The 16,795-nt window shown below is 50.4% G+C and carries 17 protein-coding genes; 6 read left to right on the top strand and 11 right to left on the bottom strand.

Annotation, left to right across the window (positions count from 1 at the left end; all coding sequences use genetic code 11):
- Nucleotides 1-5 precede the first annotated feature (5 nt).
- Both bcaP and C2I18_RS28260 read right to left on the bottom strand, forming a co-directional pair.
- Nucleotides 6-1,388, bottom strand: coding sequence for a branched-chain amino acid transporter BcaP (gene bcaP / locus C2I18_RS28255; RefSeq protein WP_249899012.1), 1,383 nt, complete (start codon nt 1,386-1,388; stop codon nt 6-8).
- A 45-nt stretch (nt 1,389-1,433) separates the two neighbouring features.
- Complete coding sequence (locus C2I18_RS28260) at nt 1,434-2,060, bottom strand: LysE family translocator (RefSeq protein ID WP_249899013.1); 627 nt, start codon at nt 2,058-2,060, stop codon at nt 1,434-1,436.
- Nucleotides 2,061-2,196: 136 nt separating this feature from the next.
- Between C2I18_RS28260 and C2I18_RS28265 the strand changes: the two genes are divergently transcribed.
- Nucleotides 2,197-3,123 carry an L-lactate dehydrogenase gene (locus tag C2I18_RS28265; RefSeq protein WP_249899014.1) on the top strand — a complete coding sequence of 309 codons (927 nt, stop codon included), beginning with the start codon at nt 2,197-2,199 and terminating at the stop codon, nt 3,121-3,123.
- 193 nt (nt 3,124-3,316) lie between these two features.
- On the opposite strand, the gene C2I18_RS28270 is transcribed toward C2I18_RS28265, so the two are convergent.
- Both C2I18_RS28270 and C2I18_RS28275 read right to left on the bottom strand, forming a co-directional pair.
- Nucleotides 3,317-4,300 (bottom strand): glycoside hydrolase family 113, encoded by a 984-nt coding sequence (locus tag C2I18_RS28270; protein WP_249899015.1) that lies wholly within the window; start codon nt 4,298-4,300, stop codon nt 3,317-3,319.
- A gap of 212 nt (nt 4,301-4,512) precedes the next feature.
- The gene (locus tag C2I18_RS28275) at nt 4,513-5,454 is read right to left on the bottom strand and encodes a tyrosine-type recombinase/integrase (protein ID WP_249899016.1); all 942 of its coding nucleotides are present in this window, start codon (nt 5,452-5,454) and stop codon (nt 4,513-4,515) included.
- A gap of 156 nt (nt 5,455-5,610) precedes the next feature.
- Between C2I18_RS28275 and C2I18_RS28280 the strand changes: the two genes are divergently transcribed.
- Nucleotides 5,611-6,561 carry an alpha/beta hydrolase gene (locus C2I18_RS28280; RefSeq protein WP_249899017.1) on the top strand — a complete coding sequence of 317 codons (951 nt, stop codon included), beginning with the start codon at nt 5,611-5,613 and terminating at the stop codon, nt 6,559-6,561.
- 70 nt (nt 6,562-6,631) lie between these two features.
- On the opposite strand, the gene C2I18_RS28285 is transcribed toward C2I18_RS28280, so the two are convergent.
- Nucleotides 6,632-6,988 (bottom strand): hypothetical protein, encoded by a 357-nt coding sequence (locus tag C2I18_RS28285; protein ID WP_249899018.1) that lies wholly within the window; start codon nt 6,986-6,988, stop codon nt 6,632-6,634.
- Between the two features lie 213 nt (nt 6,989-7,201).
- Here C2I18_RS28285 and C2I18_RS28290 point away from each other — a divergent pair, with 213 nt between their 5' ends.
- Entirely contained in the window at nt 7,202-8,518 is a 1,317-nt protein-coding gene (locus tag C2I18_RS28290) for an outer membrane protein assembly factor BamB (protein ID WP_249902279.1), read from the top strand.
- 16 nt (nt 8,519-8,534) lie between these two features.
- Here C2I18_RS28290 and C2I18_RS28295 read toward each other — a convergent pair whose 3' ends face one another.
- Entirely contained in the window at nt 8,535-9,764 is a 1,230-nt protein-coding gene (locus C2I18_RS28295; protein ID WP_249899019.1) for an aminotransferase class I/II-fold pyridoxal phosphate-dependent enzyme, read from the bottom strand.
- Between the two features lie 346 nt (nt 9,765-10,110).
- On the opposite strand from C2I18_RS28295, the gene C2I18_RS28300 reads away from it, so the two are divergent.
- From C2I18_RS28300 to C2I18_RS28310, 3 genes are read left to right on the top strand one after another with little or no spacing between them, the layout of a single operon-like run.
- Nucleotides 10,111-10,314 (top strand): helix-turn-helix transcriptional regulator, encoded by a 204-nt coding sequence (locus tag C2I18_RS28300; RefSeq protein WP_249899020.1) that lies wholly within the window; start codon nt 10,111-10,113, stop codon nt 10,312-10,314.
- A complete protein-coding gene (locus C2I18_RS28305) occupies nt 10,311-10,727 on the top strand; it encodes a hypothetical protein (RefSeq protein ID WP_249899021.1) in 417 nt (138 codons plus the stop codon). The genes C2I18_RS28300 and C2I18_RS28305 overlap by 4 nt, the downstream gene beginning before the upstream one ends.
- A 56-nt stretch (nt 10,728-10,783) precedes the next feature.
- Nucleotides 10,784-10,951 (top strand): hypothetical protein, encoded by a 168-nt coding sequence (locus tag C2I18_RS28310; RefSeq protein WP_249899022.1) that lies wholly within the window; start codon nt 10,784-10,786, stop codon nt 10,949-10,951.
- Nucleotides 10,952-11,063: 112 nt separating this feature from the next.
- Here C2I18_RS28310 and C2I18_RS28315 read toward each other — a convergent pair whose 3' ends face one another.
- The 5 genes from C2I18_RS28315 to C2I18_RS28335 all read right to left on the bottom strand — a co-directional run bounded on the left by C2I18_RS28315 (nt 11,064) and on the right by C2I18_RS28335 (nt 16,770).
- Nucleotides 11,064-12,047, bottom strand: a complete 984-nt coding sequence (locus tag C2I18_RS28315) for a cation diffusion facilitator family transporter (RefSeq protein WP_249899023.1) — start codon at nt 12,045-12,047, stop codon at nt 11,064-11,066.
- Nucleotides 12,048-12,280: 233 nt separating this feature from the next.
- Nucleotides 12,281-13,624 carry a hypothetical protein gene (locus C2I18_RS28320; RefSeq protein ID WP_249899024.1) on the bottom strand — a complete coding sequence of 448 codons (1,344 nt, stop codon included), beginning with the start codon at nt 13,622-13,624 and terminating at the stop codon, nt 12,281-12,283.
- 205 nt (nt 13,625-13,829) lie between these two features.
- Entirely contained in the window at nt 13,830-14,222 is a 393-nt protein-coding gene (locus tag C2I18_RS28325) for a PucR family transcriptional regulator (protein WP_249899025.1), read from the bottom strand.
- Nucleotides 14,223-14,260: 38 nt separating this feature from the next.
- A complete protein-coding gene (allB, locus tag C2I18_RS28330) occupies nt 14,261-15,661 on the bottom strand; it encodes an allantoinase AllB (RefSeq protein WP_249899026.1) in 1,401 nt (466 codons plus the stop codon).
- A gap of 56 nt (nt 15,662-15,717) precedes the next feature.
- Complete coding sequence (locus C2I18_RS28335; protein WP_249899027.1) at nt 15,718-16,770, bottom strand: DUF6282 family protein; 1,053 nt, start codon at nt 16,768-16,770, stop codon at nt 15,718-15,720.
- Nucleotides 16,771-16,795 lie beyond the last annotated feature (25 nt).

Below are 16,795 nucleotides of genomic sequence, written 5' to 3' on the forward strand. Positions count from 1 at the left end.
TTCAATTATTCACGGTTCAGATTACTGTGTTTATATCCGTACAGCCAGTAGATTAAAAGGCCTGCTGCCAGCCAGACCAGGAACCCGATCCATGTCTCGCTACTCAAATTATACATTAAATAACCGCAGGCTGCCGCACTAAGCAGCGGAATGAACGGAACCCAAGGGACTTTGAAGCCTCTTGGCAGATCCGGATGCGAGTAACGCATCACGATAACGCCCAGTGAAACCACCAGGAAGGCAAACAGTGTACCAATGCTTGTAAGGTCAGCCAGCCGGTCGAGCGGGACAAAACCGGTCAGTACGGCAATAATACCGCCTACGACCCAGGTGCTGCGGACCGGAGTATGCGTTTTGGCGTTCACCTTGGACAGGACCTCCGGAAGCAGCCCGTCCCGCGAAATCGCAAACAGCAGCCGGGTCTGGCCGAACAGCAGCACCAGAAGCACAGTTGTCATCCCGGCAATAGCGCCGATGGAGATCAGGCCGGCTACCAGGTTCTGGTCCACAAAACGCAGGGCAAAGGACACCGGATCCGTGACATTCAGACTCTGATAAGGCACAATACCGGTCAAAACCAGAGACACAGAAATATACAGTACCGTACAGATCGCAAGTGAAGAGATAATTCCGATCGGCAGATCACGCTGCGGACGCTTAACCTCTTCAGCTGCTGTCGATAAGGCGTCAAAGCCGATATAGGCAAAAAATACGGTGGCTGCCCCGTTCACAACCCCTTCAAAACCGAAAGGCAGGAACGGCGTCCAGTTCTCCGGCTTGACATAGAACATGCCTGTGAAGATGAACAGCAGCACTACTGCAATTTTGATAACCACCATAATGGCATTAAAACGGGCCGTTTCTTTCACTCCGCGGGTCAATAAATAGGAAATCAGCAAAATGATGATGACTGCCGGCAGATTAATAAAGGTTCCCTCGTCCGGATTATAAGCCCCGGACAGCGCGACCGGCAAATGGATGCCGAAGCCCTCCAGCAGCCCCTGAAAATATCCTGACCATCCGCTGCTGACCGCCGCTGCCGCAACGCCATATTCCAGGGCCAGATCCCAGCCCAAAATCCAGGCCAGCAGCTCACCGAAAGCAACATAGCTGTACGCGTAAGCGCTGCCGGACACCGGAAGCGTCGAGGCAAACTCTGAGTAACAGAGTGCAGACAGAACACAGGCAAAGCCGGCAAGAATGAAGGATAACACAAGACCCGGTCCGGCATGCTCTGCCGCAGCTACACCTGTCATTACGAAAATGCCGGTTCCGATGATTGCGCCAACCCCGAGCGTAGTGAGATCCAGCGCCCCCAGTGTCCTGCTCAGTTTGGCTGCACCTGTACTCTGTGGTACGTCCAGCGGTTTTTTGCGGAAAATATCCATGCTACAATTCTCTCCTGTCAATTAAATAAATACATGTATCCTGCACTAAGGTGAAGTAGCCAGCAGCTTGACGCCCAGCGCCACAAAAATAATACCGGCCGCGATATTAGCACCTTCCTGCATGCGGGGCTTCTCCAAAAATCTGCTGCTGAACGCACCGGCAAAATAGGCAAACAGACCAAAAATCAGCGCAGTAAGCACAATAAAAATCAGTCCGAGCACAATCATCTGCAGCGGAACCAGGCCGTAGCCGTAATTTACAAATTGCGGAAGAAAGGTCAGAAAGAAAATGGCCACCTTGGGATTTAGGATATTCATAATCAGCCCTTTGCGCAGCAGCGCCATTTCGCCTTTCTTCTCCCCGCTGCCTACCATAAGCGGAGCTTTGCGGTGCTTCAGTGACTTGTAAGCCAGATTGAACAAATACAGAGCACCGGCAATTTTGAAAATAGTGAATAATACCGGAGAAGTCTGCACAATAATGGACAGTCCGAGAGCGGCAGCCAATGTATGTACAGTGTTACCGAGTGCGAGCCCTGCTGCTGTATAGACTCCGGCTTTACGGCCGTTTGTAATTCCCTGTGTAACGGCAAAGATCAGATCCGGTCCGGGGATAAGAATCAGCAGTACAGCCGCGCCCAAATACAAAATAAGTGTCGAAATCGTAAACACAAAATTCTCCTTTCTGCCTTAGCATGCCCTTTTTGGGGTAATGGATTAAAAGCATTCTGCTTGAAAACACTAACCTTTGAGATTATGATGGTTAAGATTGGACACAAAAAAATCAAATTTTGGAGGAGATGTAACAATGGCCCCCCCATTTAAGCCCAATCGTGTCGTAATCATCGGCACAGGTGCAGTCGGCACAACCACCGCGTATACGCTGCTTCTCCGCAGACGTATGCAAGAGCTGGTACTTATTGACGTTAATCATCAAAAGGCGCATGGTGAAGCGCTGGACATGAATCACGGCATGCCTTTTGTCGGCGGCGTGAAGCTCTGGGCAGGAGACTACGAAGATTGCCGTGAAGCGGACATTATCATCGTAACCGCAGGCGCCTCCCAGAAGCCCGGTGAAACCCGGATTGACCTTCTGCGCAAAAATATTTCGATCTTTAAGGACATCATTCAAAAGATAACGAAATACAACCATCATGCGATCCTGCTCATCGCTACGAATCCGGTGGATATCCTTGCCTACGCCACGCTGAAAATCAGCGGATTTGACCGCAGACGTGTCATCGGTTCAGGTACGGTGCTCGACAGTGCGCGCTTCCGCTATCTGATCGGCAAGCACAAGGAAATCGATCCGCGCAGCATCCACGGCCAAATTATCGGAGAGCACGGGGATTCCGAGCTGCCGGTATGGAGTCTGGCCAATGTAGCCGGTATCGACCTCGGCTTTGATGAAGAGGAACGCAACGAGATTTTTGAAGACACCAAAAATGCCGCTTACGAGATTATCGAAGCCAAAGGCTCCACCTCATACGCAATCGCACTCGCGCTGGACCGGATTGTCGTCTCCATTCTCGACAACGAAGGCGCTGTGCTGAACGTCTCCACACTGCTTAACAATTATAACGGTGTATCGGACGTATTCCTCGGTGCGCCATGCATTGTTGACCGTTCCGGTGTACGTGAAGTGCTGGATCTGCCGCTGAGTGAAGATGAACAGCTCCTGTTCCAGAAATCCGCAGAGAAGCTCAAGTCGGAAATTGCCAAGCTTGAATTGTAATCCATTGCTCTAACAAAAGGTTGTCCGGTTGTCATGCGATGACCGGCCAGCCTTTTTGTTTTGGTGCAGGCATACAAAAGAAACCGCCCCTCCGGTGGATGGAAATGAACCACCACGAAAAGGACGGCTTTTCTGTTAATAATATAACATGAATTAAAATGGCCTGCCAACGGATTAAATCACATGCTGTAAATTACCATTCATATGATCTTGTAACAGGTAATTTGTAATATTCCTTCAGAATGCCCTCGGCTTCCTTGCCGTAAATATCAAATCCTACGTTAGAAGCGGCTTCCTCTAGCGGGTACAGGCGTGTACTCCAGTCCCACCAGAAAAATCCGGCGAACCAAGGCTCATTCCAGAAGGCTTCTAGTGCGGAACGGTAGAAATTTGCCTGTTCACGCTGTGACACCGGCAGCTCCTTGTGCTCAAAGTCCCAAGGCATGGTTGCACAGCCATGGGCGCTGCGGCAGCCGATTTCAATAAAGACCAGCGGCTTGCCGAACCGTTCCGCCAGCGCTTTCAGTCTCGGCTTTTGCTTCTGCCAGGCAGCGAGCATATTCTCATAGGAATCCCCCGGCACGGAGGCTACCGGATAATAGGCACTCGTTCCGATCAGGTCAACGGCATCCAGCCACTGAATCCCTTCTTCCTTGCCGTGATTGGCGTTGTATACGATCGGTCCTGTGTAGAGTCTTCTGACTTCTTCAATCAGTGTCCGCCACTCAGCCTCTCTTGCTTCCGTACCCACCATTTCACAGCCGATGCAGAACATCTCGCAGCCAAGCTCTTCCGCCAGTTCCGCATAATGCTTAATAAAGTTCGTATAGGAACGGAACCATGCCGCCCAGTAAATATCCGCATCCTCAGGAAAACCGATCCGAGCTCTCCAGATCCCGTCCCGTGAGTTAACAACCGGTTTGAGGCAGACCTTGAGTCCCAGCTCCTTGGCCAGGCGGACGGAATGTTCAACATCCCGGTCTGTCGGCGTGTAACCGTAATCAAAATGAATGTCGGTGGAATGAATGGTATCCTGCCAAGTCCAGAATGACAGGGCGATCCACTCACTGCCGGTTTCGGCAAGCTTGCGCAGTGAATCCTCCGCATAAGCCTTGCGGTACTCCCCTCTTGGGGTCTCCCAGCCGTAAGTCATGCCTTTAAGGAAAATATCTTTCACTATCATGTCCTCCTACAAGTTAGTATCAGAAACAGACAATATAAAAACACTTATATTCGTTAGAATAAATCAAACATAATATAATAACAAGTTATTTTTTTGTTATAAAAAACCGGCTGCTCCACACTTCGTACTGGAAAAGGTTGACCAGTAATCGGTAGGCACAGCCGGTCCTATTATACTTAGATCCATATTAGTTTACATAATATTCGTTATGTCACTTTTTTTGCGGCGGCCGCTTTGTTATTAGGCATAGCAATCTGCAGCTTCGCCATCGCCTCTTCTTTTTCGCGGTTTGTAATATGAGTGTACACTGTCGTAGTCTGAATGGATGAATGGCCCAGCAGCTCCTGAACCGTACGCAGGTCCGCGCCTTTACGCAGCAGCATCGTGGCGAATGAATGACGCAGCTTGTGGCTGGAGTACGGGCGGCGCTGTCCTGCAGGCACATCCTGCTGAAAGCGGCCAAAGGTATCCGCAGCTATGCCCTGGATCCCGCGGATGGACAGCCGCCGGCCTTTTTGCGAGATGAACATCGCTTCCTCTTTACTGCGCCAAGGCGTCAGGCGTTCGTCTATTGCCTGCTGCAGATAAGGAGCGATATCTTCAGGCACAGGTACATTCCGCCATTTGCGGCCTTTTCCGAATACCCGGAGAGAGCGGCGCTCTGTATTATAATCCCCTAAATTGAGCGTATGAACCTCTCCTACCCGAAGCCCCATATAGGACATCAGCAAAAAAACGGCCAGATTGCGGCTCTGATACTTTCCCCCTACAGCATTCAGGAAGTGCTGCAGCTCATTTTCATCGAGATAGACCGGTTCGCGGTTTTTTTCAGTTTTGGACTTCTTGATGCCTGCCGCCGGATTCGCCGTCAACAGCTCCATTTCAATCAGCGCCCTAAACAGGCAGTTCACGGAGGCATGCTTGCGGTTCCGGGTAGCATCGCTCACCCCGCGTTCACGTACAGAGGTCAAATAAGAGACTACATGAAGCTTTTTGACAGATTCAAGAGGTTTGCCGCCCAGTCTATCCAGAAACTCATGCACATCGGCGAGGTAAGACTTTTGGGTGTAGGGAGTATACCCGGCATCCTTCATCCAGATTACAAAAGCCTCCAGCTCTTCCTCATAGTCAGTTCCTGGTTCAATCATGCCATCCCCTCCTTTCGCCTGACTGCATTTTTTCAATGGATCTATTATCTGACACTCTATACCTAAATACAAGAAAAGCGTAACGTTTCAGAAAGTATTCAAAGGGTTATGAAAGGGTAGAGCCTGACCTATACCCATTAAAGGAGACTAGAAACCATGCCTGAGCCTAAAAAGATTGTTCTCGAACCCGCAGCACAGAAATTTGCAGACGATAATGCCGAGCCCCCGTTTCTGCCGGACCTCGGTCCTGAAAAAGGACGGGAAACCGTAAATTCTGTACAGTCCGGTGAGATTTCTAAACCTGAGGCAGATCTTCAGGATCTCACGGTTTCCGGTGGTCCCGGCGGTGAGGTTAAAGTAAAGGTTGTCCGTCCGGTTCATACAGCTTCCGCCTCCCTTCCGGTGATCCTGTACATTCATGGAGCAGGCTGGGTGTTCGGCAACAGCCATACCCATGACCGGCTCATCCGCGAACTGGCTGTTGGCGCTGAGGCAGCAGTCGTATTTCCGGAATACAGCTTATCACCCGAAGCCAAATATCCCACAGCCATCGAAGAAATCTATGCAGTACTGGAATGGATTGTACGCGAAGGGGCTGAGCATGGCCTGGACAGCAGCAGGCTGAGCGTAGCCGGCGACAGCGTCGGCGGAAACATGACTGCAGCAATTACACTAATGGCCAAAGAACGCAGCGGACCGAAGATTTCCAAGCAGCTGCTGTTCTATCCGGTTACCGATGCTTCCTTCGATACCGAGTCCTACCATTTGTTCGCAGAAGGCTATTTCCTGCAGAGAACAGGTATGAAATGGTTCTGGGATCAATATACCACGGACCCGGAAGAACGGGCGCAAGTTACGGCTTCTCCGCTGAGAGCCAGCCTTGAGCAGCTGAGTGGGCTGCCTGAAGCCCTTATTATTACCGGGGAAGCGGATGTGCTCCGTGATGAAGGTGAAGCTTATGCCAACAAACTTCGTGAAGCAGGCGTACCTGTAACAGCGGTAAGGTTCCAGGGGATCATTCACGACTTCGTCATGCTGAATGCGCTGGCGGATACGAACGCCAAAAAAGGCGCGATTCTGCTGGCCACTTCCTGGCTCCGCCAATAAGATGTGAATAGAAAAAGGCCGGCAGCGGGACTCTGTCCCCTGCCGGCCTTTCTTTTATAATGAAGAAACTCTATTTACGCTGGGAATAAAACTCCACGGCTTTCACCAGCATATCCTTTAACGAGCCAAAAGAGGTCGTTTTGCTGACATGCTCGTCCACCTCCTCCCGGGGCAAAGATTTAAGGTCCTCTGCTGAGGAAGCATGAAATCCGCCGCTTTGCAGCAGCTCGCTTATTGAACCAAAGGACGTAAATTTTTGCAGAAAAGAGCTCGACAGCAGCTGGTCTAACGGAAGTTTTTGCAACAGCTGATCAATAGGAAGCTGATCCAGCGGCAGCTTTTGCAGCAGCTCGCCTACTTTACCCTCTTTTAGATTGCCCACGAGACCCTGAATTTTGTCGCCGAAGCCTCCAATGTTAAAGCCCATAATGTTATACCTCCTGCACATTGTAGTTGCTCCTATATTACCCGGATTACGACAAAATGAATTTAGGTATACATAATTAAGATTATGTTAACATTTCTTGTGGTTACCCGCTCACATCTCCACCATCTCTAATTCCATCTTCTTAGCAACTAATCTCCTGCGCCGGCGTCTACATCTTATGGAAATATTAAGGAGATGAGTCTGTTGACTATAATGAACAAAACACTGGCCATGTTTACCACAGCATCTTTACTCTTATCTGCGGTAACCGGTCCACCCATTGGGGCAAACGAAAGTGCAGCATCCGCACAATCCGCAAACGCATCCGGCAGAGCAGCTGTAACAGCTCCTTCACTCACACTTAAATGGAAAACTCCTACAGACGGCAGCGGAATCTATGAGGAGCAGCAGCCGGTGCGTAACGGAATGATCTTGTATTCTGCAGACAATACACTCTACGCCCGGAACATTGCTACTGGACAGATCAAGTGGTCATTCAAAAATGGCGGGCGGCCGCAAATTCTGACCAACCATTCGGTTTTCTTTATTGATCCTAACCAGCAGCTCGTCAAAGTATCCCTGGGAACAGGCAAGCTGATCTGGAAAGTCAAAGTTGCCAAGCGTCCAATGGAGATCGGCGGTCAGGCCCGTTTAATCAACGGGAAGGTTATTTTCGCTAATGAGAGCGGCGGTATCGCAGCATTTCATCCGGTGACCGGCGCAAAGTTATGGGAAAACAACAACATCCCTATGTACGCGGGAAGCATCTACGGAGAATACAAAGATACGCTTGTGGTGTCTAGTACGGTAAATAATATCCGCAGCCAATTCTTTGGAATAAATCCTGAGACAGGTGCACGCATATGGAGAATTGAGGGGGTTTACTCTTTTTTAGCACATGAAGCGGGGCAGCTTGTTCTGCTTGAAAGTGATTTAAACCGGTACAGCACCTCCCCCAATCCTGTTCCCGGACATCTGCTGACACTGGTCAATCTGGATCCTGCCACAGGAAAAATCTCCAATCAGCAGCACTACCAGCCGCTTGAAGATGTAAGAGGAGTCAGCCAATATTACGTTTCCACCCAAGGCTCCTATCTTTATTCAGCGGACACCAAGTCGGATCAGGATGAGACCATACTTACCCGCTTTGCGCGCGGACAGAGCTCAGATTATGCTTTTAAAACCTATGACGACTTCGGCAGCTGGGTGGCTGGGCCGGTACAAGGGATGGCCTTCTTTATGAAGGGGGCACAGCTTAGAGGTGTTAACATGGCAGATGACAGCGTGGTGGAATTTGATCATCCTTCAGGCAAAATTGTCCGGGTGACGCGGTCCGGCAAAGTTGTGTTTGCTTCTTTTGAAAACGGTGATTTTTCGATCCTGAATGCATCGACCGGTAAACTGCTGGGGACCCTTCCAACCGGAGCCAAGCATCCGTACTTTGGCAGTATCGCTATTGTCAATCGCACGGTGCTGGTTCCGACTGAATCTGCTCTGCTGGCGCTGGCGCTTCCAAAAGAACTGCAGTAGCGCACTTCTTACCTGATTACAGCGAGCGAAGATACCTTCCGATTCTCCGGGCGGCTTCCAGAAGCCGTCCTTCTTCTTCTACAAGCGCAATCCGCACATACCCTTTACCCTGCGAGCCAAAAGCATCTCCCGGTATGACTGCAACGCCCGCATTCAGCAGAAGCTCATAGGCGAACTTGCGCGAATCACCATCTGTATAACAAGCCGTATAAGCCTCAGGCAGCGGAGCCCAGATAAACATCGTAGCTTTAGGTTTGGGTACATTCCAGCCTTCCCGCGCCAAGGCTTCCACAAAAGAATCCCGCCGCTTCTGATACACCGGAGCAACCGCAAGCCTTGCCCCATCTGTCATGGCCAGCTCCAGCGCATGTATTGCCGCTTCCTGAACCGGTTCAAACACACCGTAATCGACATTACTTTTGAGTTCTCTCAGCGCACTGACGGCTTCCCGGTTCCCTGTCATAAATCCGATCCGGCAGCCGGCCATGTTGAAGCTTTTGGAGAAGGAATGAAATTCAACCGCGGTATGTATCGCACCCGGAACCTGCAAAACACTTACCGGCCGGTATCCGTCAAAGCCCATTTCCGAATAAGCGAGGTCATGAATGACCAGCACATTCCACTTTTTGGCAAGCGCGATCAGCTTCTCCATATAAGCAAGGTCCACTGTAACGGATATCGGATTGCCCGGAAAACCAACCAGTATAAATACCGCCTCCTGCCACACCTCATCGGGAATACTGTCCAGATCAGGGACAAAGCCGTTACGCTCCAGCAGCGGAAGATGCCATGCCCTCACCCCTGCAATGGCAAGCGCCCCGGAATAGATCGGATAACCCGGATCAGGAACAATAGCCAGATCTCCCGGGTTGCAGATCGATAGTGCCAAGTGGGCCAGGCCGTCCTGTGAACCCATCAGGGCAACCATCTCCTCTTTATCATCTACATTAACGCCAAAACGCCAGTTCATCCAGGCAGCCGCCTGCTTGCGGAAGGCATCGCTTCCTTTGGAAGCCGGATAAGAGTAGCTGTCCGTTCTAAGCACAGCTTCACTTAAGCTATCACGGATTTCCTGCACGGGTGCCTGGTCCGGACTGCCGATTCCAAGATCAATCACATCCCGGCCCGCTTGTACTGCTTCCCCTTTCCATGCTGCCACCTCTGAAAAAATAGACGAGCCCAGCTGAGACAGCTTGTCTGCCCGCCATCCTTTTTTCGGTTCAAAACGCTTGGTAGTCAATTTCATGCACCCACTTGTTTTTTTGAATTATTATAGCATGTCTCCTGCAGGGATGGCTGAGAGGTTCAAACCATTTTCCTGAAGCATAAGTGCCTGCACTATATGTAATGGTTATTTATATGATATCTACTATAATGTTGCTATAATTTTAGTCCAACATATGCTCGTGTGTCGCAATAAAAATCCCTCAGAATCAAAACAGCGTATAATTTATGTTATACGCTGTTTTTTTGCCGCTCATCATTATCTGTTTAAGCTCATATCATGGAAAGCAGGCTTTACATTTTCTATCGGTAATGATATCTTTAATCATGGAAAGCAGACTTTCCATTCACAGGCGTGAGGTGATCTTTTGAATAACAGACTAGAGGAAATCCGCAAACAGCACGGCATCAAACAGGAGGAGCTAGCTGCAGCTCTGGAGGTATCCAGACAAACCATCGGATCGCTTGAAAACGGCAGATACAACCCTTCCATCATTTTGGCTTTCAAAATCGCACGTTTTTTCAACCTGCCGATTGAGGAAATTTTTATCTATGAGGAGGAAATAAAATGAGAAGATCAAGTGTCTTTTATGTAGGACTGCTGATTCTCGGTGCCTGCCTGGTAGCGGCAAGCTTCTTTTTTGACAATGAGGAATTCAAGGCTGTATCGGGTACTTTGATTGGAATTGGAGCGGGTAGTGCAGGATTAAGCGTATCTAACTTATTGATGATCCGGGCAGCACGCAAAAATCCCGGGCATGAAAAGCAAATCCGGATTGATTATCACGATGAACGGAACACCCTTATCCGTAACCGCGCCAAAGCTAAAGCCGGGGACATCACCCAGTGGCTGGTTATGGCCATTGCCTATATTACCATCCTCATCTCAGCACCTTTATGGGTTACCATGGCTGTAGTGGCAGTTTTTCTGATTTACAATTTCATGAGTCACTACCTGATTTTCCTGTACCAAAAGAACATGTGATGTGACGCCTGGCCCGGGCATAGGATAGAGTATTACAGGTGAAAGTGGGAATACTCATGTCCAAGAACAAACGCGGCAAAGCACTCTGGCGCCTGCCTTCCCGTGCAAGAGGCACTTGTCCGATCTGCAAAAGCACACGCATCAAGCTGCTGTACCTCGGCAAAGGAGCCGACGGCGGAAAGCTGGATGTCTGCAAGAAATGTGAAGGCAAACAAGCGGGCTGAATGTACAGAACCGTCCGGTTCAGGAGGGTGTACACAGCACAGCAAAAAGCCGGTTGAGCCCCTTCGCTCCACCGGCTTTTATGTTTACAGTACTCTTTTTATATAATCTTTGTCACCCGTCCTGCTGCGGCACCCAGTTGCGTACCCCGTTATCCTCCAGAATGCCAAGCGTCACGTCCGAGATATGCGGATCAGCCAGCAGCTTGTCCCTGACCTTGAACTTAATATCATCGGCATCTGCCAGCGTCATCCCCTTCTTCAGCTCTATGAGGCCTTCAACATGATAATAACGGCCTTCCTGCAAAATACGCATCTGATAAATATCCGTAACCAGCGGTTCATCCAGAATAATCTTCGCAATGCGCTCCTCAATATCCGGCGGGGCGGCGACACCAATCAAACCGACCATGTTGTCGTATCCGACCCGGAAGGCTACCGCGATCATCATAAAGGCGATCAGAATACTGCTCACGCCATCCAGCAGCTTGAAATTCGTGAATGCCGTAACCAATACCGCAATCAGAGCCAGCAATCCGCCGCTTGTCGCAACCAGATCCTCATAGAACACGAGCCGGGTCGGGGGAGCGGCTCTTTTTACATTTTTGAGTGATAACGTGAATTTGCGCAGTCCCTTCGCCTCGACTCTGGAATCATGGAGCACTTCATTCATTGCCTTCACCCAGACAAACCCGTCGGCAGCAATGGATAAAATCAATACCGCCACATTAATCCAGTATCCTTCGGATTCTTCAGCCGGATGCTGCAGTAAATGAAAGCCTTCGAGCATCGTTTCATACGCCATAATGGTTACTACAATGACTGCAACCATACAAAAAAGATTAATGACACGGCCGAAACCGTCCGGGAACCGCCTTGTCGGTTTTTTCTCCGCAAGTACACTGCCCGTAAATACAAACATCTGATTCACTGCATCCGCGATGGAATGCATCATGGTCGCAAACATGGACCCGCTGCCGGTAAGGGCAAAAGCAACTCCCTTAACAGCAGCAATGCAAGTATTGCCGATCGCTGCCGAGCCTGAAGACTTGTTGCCTTTCTTGATTAGGCTTGCGAGACTTTCCTTCTGTTCTGTCATGGGTCATTGATGCCTCCTTACACGTCTGCTCCCGATTATGGAGTATCCCGCCTGCCGGCCTGCCGGCTCTTTAATCCATGTAATCCGGGTCTATGATTTTACTTAAACTATTTAAGCAATTTTATATCACCTTCGCCGTATCCGTGCACCACAAAAAGACGCAGCCTGCTTCAAATGAAGGTGATTGCGCCTTTTTTGACCGTATAACCGGTTTGCTATGTAGAAGTATAGTTCTAGTCCATTTTCAGGAGCTCTCCTGTGCAGGCATCACACAACCAGTCACAATCCAGAGCATAGGTAAGTATTGCCCTCTTGCCGGCTGTTTCAGGTCTGTTTTCGTCAAAATAGTATTGCAGCTTGAACTCCAGCTTATCCTTCATTTGCTCCCAGGCTATCGCTGGTAAAAAGGTTGCTGCCTGCAGCTTACTCATATCCAGCCCCTTAGCTTCACGGATAAAGTCCAGTGTATCCACAACATTTTTAACTTCCCAGGTATGATGATCGATTACCAACCGGATCCCTGCACCTGTAATTGGAATATCATTGACTACCCGCTGAATCTCCACTACAACCTGGTTGCCCCGCATACTCTCAACAACGTCACGCCCCGGTCTCCCTATAAAAGCAAATTTGCAGGGATCTGCAGCGTGATGTGTTTTCAGATACGAGACAGCGATGTCCCGGGCCCGTAATTTCTCTTCCTCTGTAATCAGCGTAAAAAAGGAATGCGGCGCATACGGTTCAGCCTCCTGTACTCCGTCTTCCAGCTTCAGGCTGTCATAATCCGCATCAAAAATCGGCACCCTTAACACTGTAATCTTCTCATTACGCTGCGGTTCAGTTGTGGACAGGTCGATATTTTCCTGCAGCACCGCCTGATCCGAATATACCAGCTCCCCTGTCACTGCATTATAGATATCCTCCCGGCAGGCATAAAAAGGATGATTGGACTTAAGCAGATTGATATAGGTAAGGGACAGCTGATCAACCCCAAAAGCGGCTCTGAACTCTTTTTCCGGAATCAAACCGGCCTGCTCTGTAAATACGCAGTCATCCCATGTACAGTTTAAATGGATCAACTCATAATTGTGATTCAGCTTGATTTCCAGGGCCTGATAATCTCTGATGGCAATTCCCTGATAGTGCCGCTGAAAGCTCAGCCGGAACATCTCTTCACCGATAACGGTTTTACGGACAAGTCTCAGTTCCTGCGGGTCAATATGCAGACTTAATTTGTTTATCCAGTTCAGAACATGCGGATACAGGGCTTCAAAGGTGCTTTCATCCATTTCTTTCTCTTTCTGTTCCCGCACCCGCCTATGGTCATGCCTGTAAAAAGCAAGCAGTCTGCCCGTACTGGCGTCCAGCTCTGCACGTATATGATACCGGCTGACCAATCCCTCTTCATCCAGCTCTGCTTCCCCTTTTTTATTCCATTCCAGTTCAACTTTATAAAAAGGCTGCTGATGGTACTCCGGATTGCGGTAGATTCCGCTGTTAATCAGCTCATGGGAAGCCGGAATATGGACCCCTTGTTCCACTTGAGTAATTGCCTGCTCTATTGAAATCAGCTTCATGCGCTTATGCCTCCTGTCTAAATCCTATCCATTAGAAGATTATCGTATAGATATCCGGATGAGGCAATGGAACTTTTGGCAGGGTTGCAACAAGCTTGGATCTGCGCGAAAAAAAGCCATACCCTTTAATGGCTGTTAAAGGGTATGGCCTTGCTGTATATGTCTATAAATTAATTCTATTATATTTCTCTAATTATGAAGAAGATTAACGGCTCCGGTTGCCAGGGGCAAGGAGGCCGTTGCCGGGCAGTTCAGTCTTCTCTGCTTCTAACAGCCTGCAGAACAGGAATACCATATTGAGCAGCAGCAGGTTTTCCGGTTCTTTCAGCGGAATACCCAGGAGCCGCTCCAGCTTCTCCAGGCGGTACGCCGCCGTGTTCCGGTGAATGTACAGGCGGGAGGACATTTCATTCATATGGCCGTTACAAGACGCATACATTTCCAGCGTCTGCAGCAGCTCCGGGTCGTAACCGTCTGCCGCCAGCAAATTACCCAAATAGCGGTCGACATATTGCAGCATTAACTCCCGGGGAATCCCTTGGATCAGCAGAAGGAGATCTTTATGAACGGCGGATATTCCGCCGGCTGTTGCTGTCATCGCTTTCCCTCCCTTTGAAAAAAACGTCCTCTATGCAGCTAAGTACTTACATTCATTACTCCCGGATACACGGGAGTGAGCTCCCTTCCGGCACCGCAGTGATGAAGCCCGGTACCATCGCTATAGACCAGCCGGCCCCGCAGGAGTGTCATCTTTACCTTGCAGCCAAAGCTGCGGCCGATGTACGGCGATTGGCGGTGCCGCTGATAAAGATCCGATGCATGCAGCGTGTAGGAGGCATTCAGGTCAACAAGCGCCAGATCGGCATCACAGCCTGCTGCGATTCTCCCTTTCGTATGCGCAAACCCGAATCGCTCGGCCGGAGCTCCTGACAGCAGCCGTGCCAGTACCGGCAGAGAAATTCCCCGTTTCAGGTGGCCTTCATCCAGCATCAGCGTTAATGTACTCTGCACACCCGCAATGCCTCCCCAGGCTTCGAACAGATCATTGCCTGCCTTCATGCCGGGAGGGCAGGGCGAATGGTCCGAAGTCAGGTAATCGAACCAGCCCTCCTGTAATCTGTTCCATAGTCTCCCTTGTTCTTCCCTGTCACGCAGCGGTGGCGCACATTTGGCAACTGCACCCATGACAGCGAAGTCTTTGTCAGTGAGGCAGAGATAATGCGGACAGGTTTCCAGAGTTACATCAAGTCCCGTTTTACGTGCATCGCGTATCCTTCCGGCAGCGGATTCGCTGCTGATATGGACAAAGTGCAGCCGGCATCCGCTTTCTGCAGCATAATGCAGGGCCTTCTCCACTGCTTCCACCTCTGCCTCTACCGGGCGGGAGGCGGTATAGCTCTCCGGGCCGGACTGGCCCCTGCTGCGGGCTTCGAGCGTGAGCCGGGATACGGTCGGCTCATGTTCTGCATGAAGCGCCAGTATCTTGCCCGTCTGGGCAATAATCTTCATCCCTTCTCTCAGTGTGTCGTCGTCCGAGCGGCGGAACCCGTCCTTGTCCTTGTCCCCCGGAGAGGACATGAAGGCCTTGAACCCCATAACTCCGGCATCCGCCAGCAGCGGCAGCTCCTTTAAATAACCCGGCATCAGTCCGCCCCAGAAGCCGTAATCCGCATAAGTTCTGTCTTTTGCGCAGTCTCTTTTCCGCTGAAGCGCACTGACCGTCACCGTAGGAGGAAGGGCATTTAGCGGCATATCCAGAAAGCTGGTCCCCCCTCCGGCGGCAAGAGCGGCAGAACCCGTCCGGAGTCCTTCCCAGGCTTCAAGTCCAGGCTCATTGAAATGCACATGAGTGTCAATCACGCCAGGCATTACCGTCAGTCCCCGTCCATCGATGACCTGCGCTCCCTCCGGATCTATACTTGTGGAGATTTCGGTAATTCTGCCATCAAGAATTCCGATATCCTTACGCTCCACGTCCGTTTCTGTAACGATAGCTCCGCCAGTGATGACCAGATCATAACGCCCTGCGGATCCCATATTCTTCTCCTCCTCGTCGGTGCTTAGGGTTACTTCGGCAGACCCGTGTATCTCTATTAGCTGATTCCGATTAATCTTGCCGGGTTCGTAGCTACCATACGGTAAATATCATCCGGGGCGAACTGGTAATCCAGCATACTGGCAATCATTGTCCTCATGCCTTGTACTGGCGATGAGGCAGCGCGGATGCCATAATCTGTGCCGAGCACGAACTGGTCGATTCCGACTTCCCGGATCGTTTTCATCCATTTCGTCGCATTGGAGAACCTGCCAAGTTCAGCGCCCATGTCCATATACTCCCTTTCCACATAGTAATGGGTCCGGGGAACATCAGGGTACAGCCAGTCTACAAGGCAGGCTTCCAGGAAAGCCCCTCTGGCTGCAGCGGCTTTCTGCTCCTCAACCGTCATCTTACCGCGTACAGGATGGGCAATCAGCACTTTCGCAATGCCGTATTGTTCCGCAAGATCCAGCAGGCGGAGCGCTTCCGCAACAGATACATGACCGGTATTCAGATACACTTCCGGGTGTTCGGCCACCAACCTTAATATTTCATCCAGTTCTTCCGGAACGGGTCCATCCAGCGGGATCGATGTTGCCACAGGCAGCTCCTTTTCGGCAAATTTCGGAAAGGCATCCTTGAACGGAACCAGTTTGCCATCGATCAGTGTCGATTCCCGCTCAGCCGAATGGCGTGTACAGTGTGATCCGAAGCTGATGAAGCGGCAGCCCTCTTCCATATGCAGCGCGGTTTTGACGGAACGCGGATTCATGCCGCCGTGGCAGGAATTCATCAGGTAGCCTCCATAGGTATGAATGCCGGGTACATGACGGTTCACCACCCAGGCCATTCCTGATGCCCAGCCGAACACATCGTAATATACAATGCTTTTCATGCCGGCGGCTGCAGCTTCCTGCGCTACCTGAATCGGATCCAGATGACCGGGATTTGAATTTAATACCGGACCGGCATGCACATGACTGTCAATGGCGCCAATCAGCAGCTCATCCGGAAGTTCCATTGATCTGCGGTAAAAGCTTTCGCTCCATTTGGAACGGTCCGGCGAGTGTTTCAGGGGTTGTTCTTGATTCTGATCATAATTAAGCATAGTGTTCCCTCCATTAACGGTAGAT

Source organism: Paenibacillus sp. PK3_47, from assembly GCF_023520895.1.
Taxonomy (GTDB): Bacteria; Bacillota; Bacilli; order Paenibacillales; family Paenibacillaceae; genus Paenibacillus_AQ.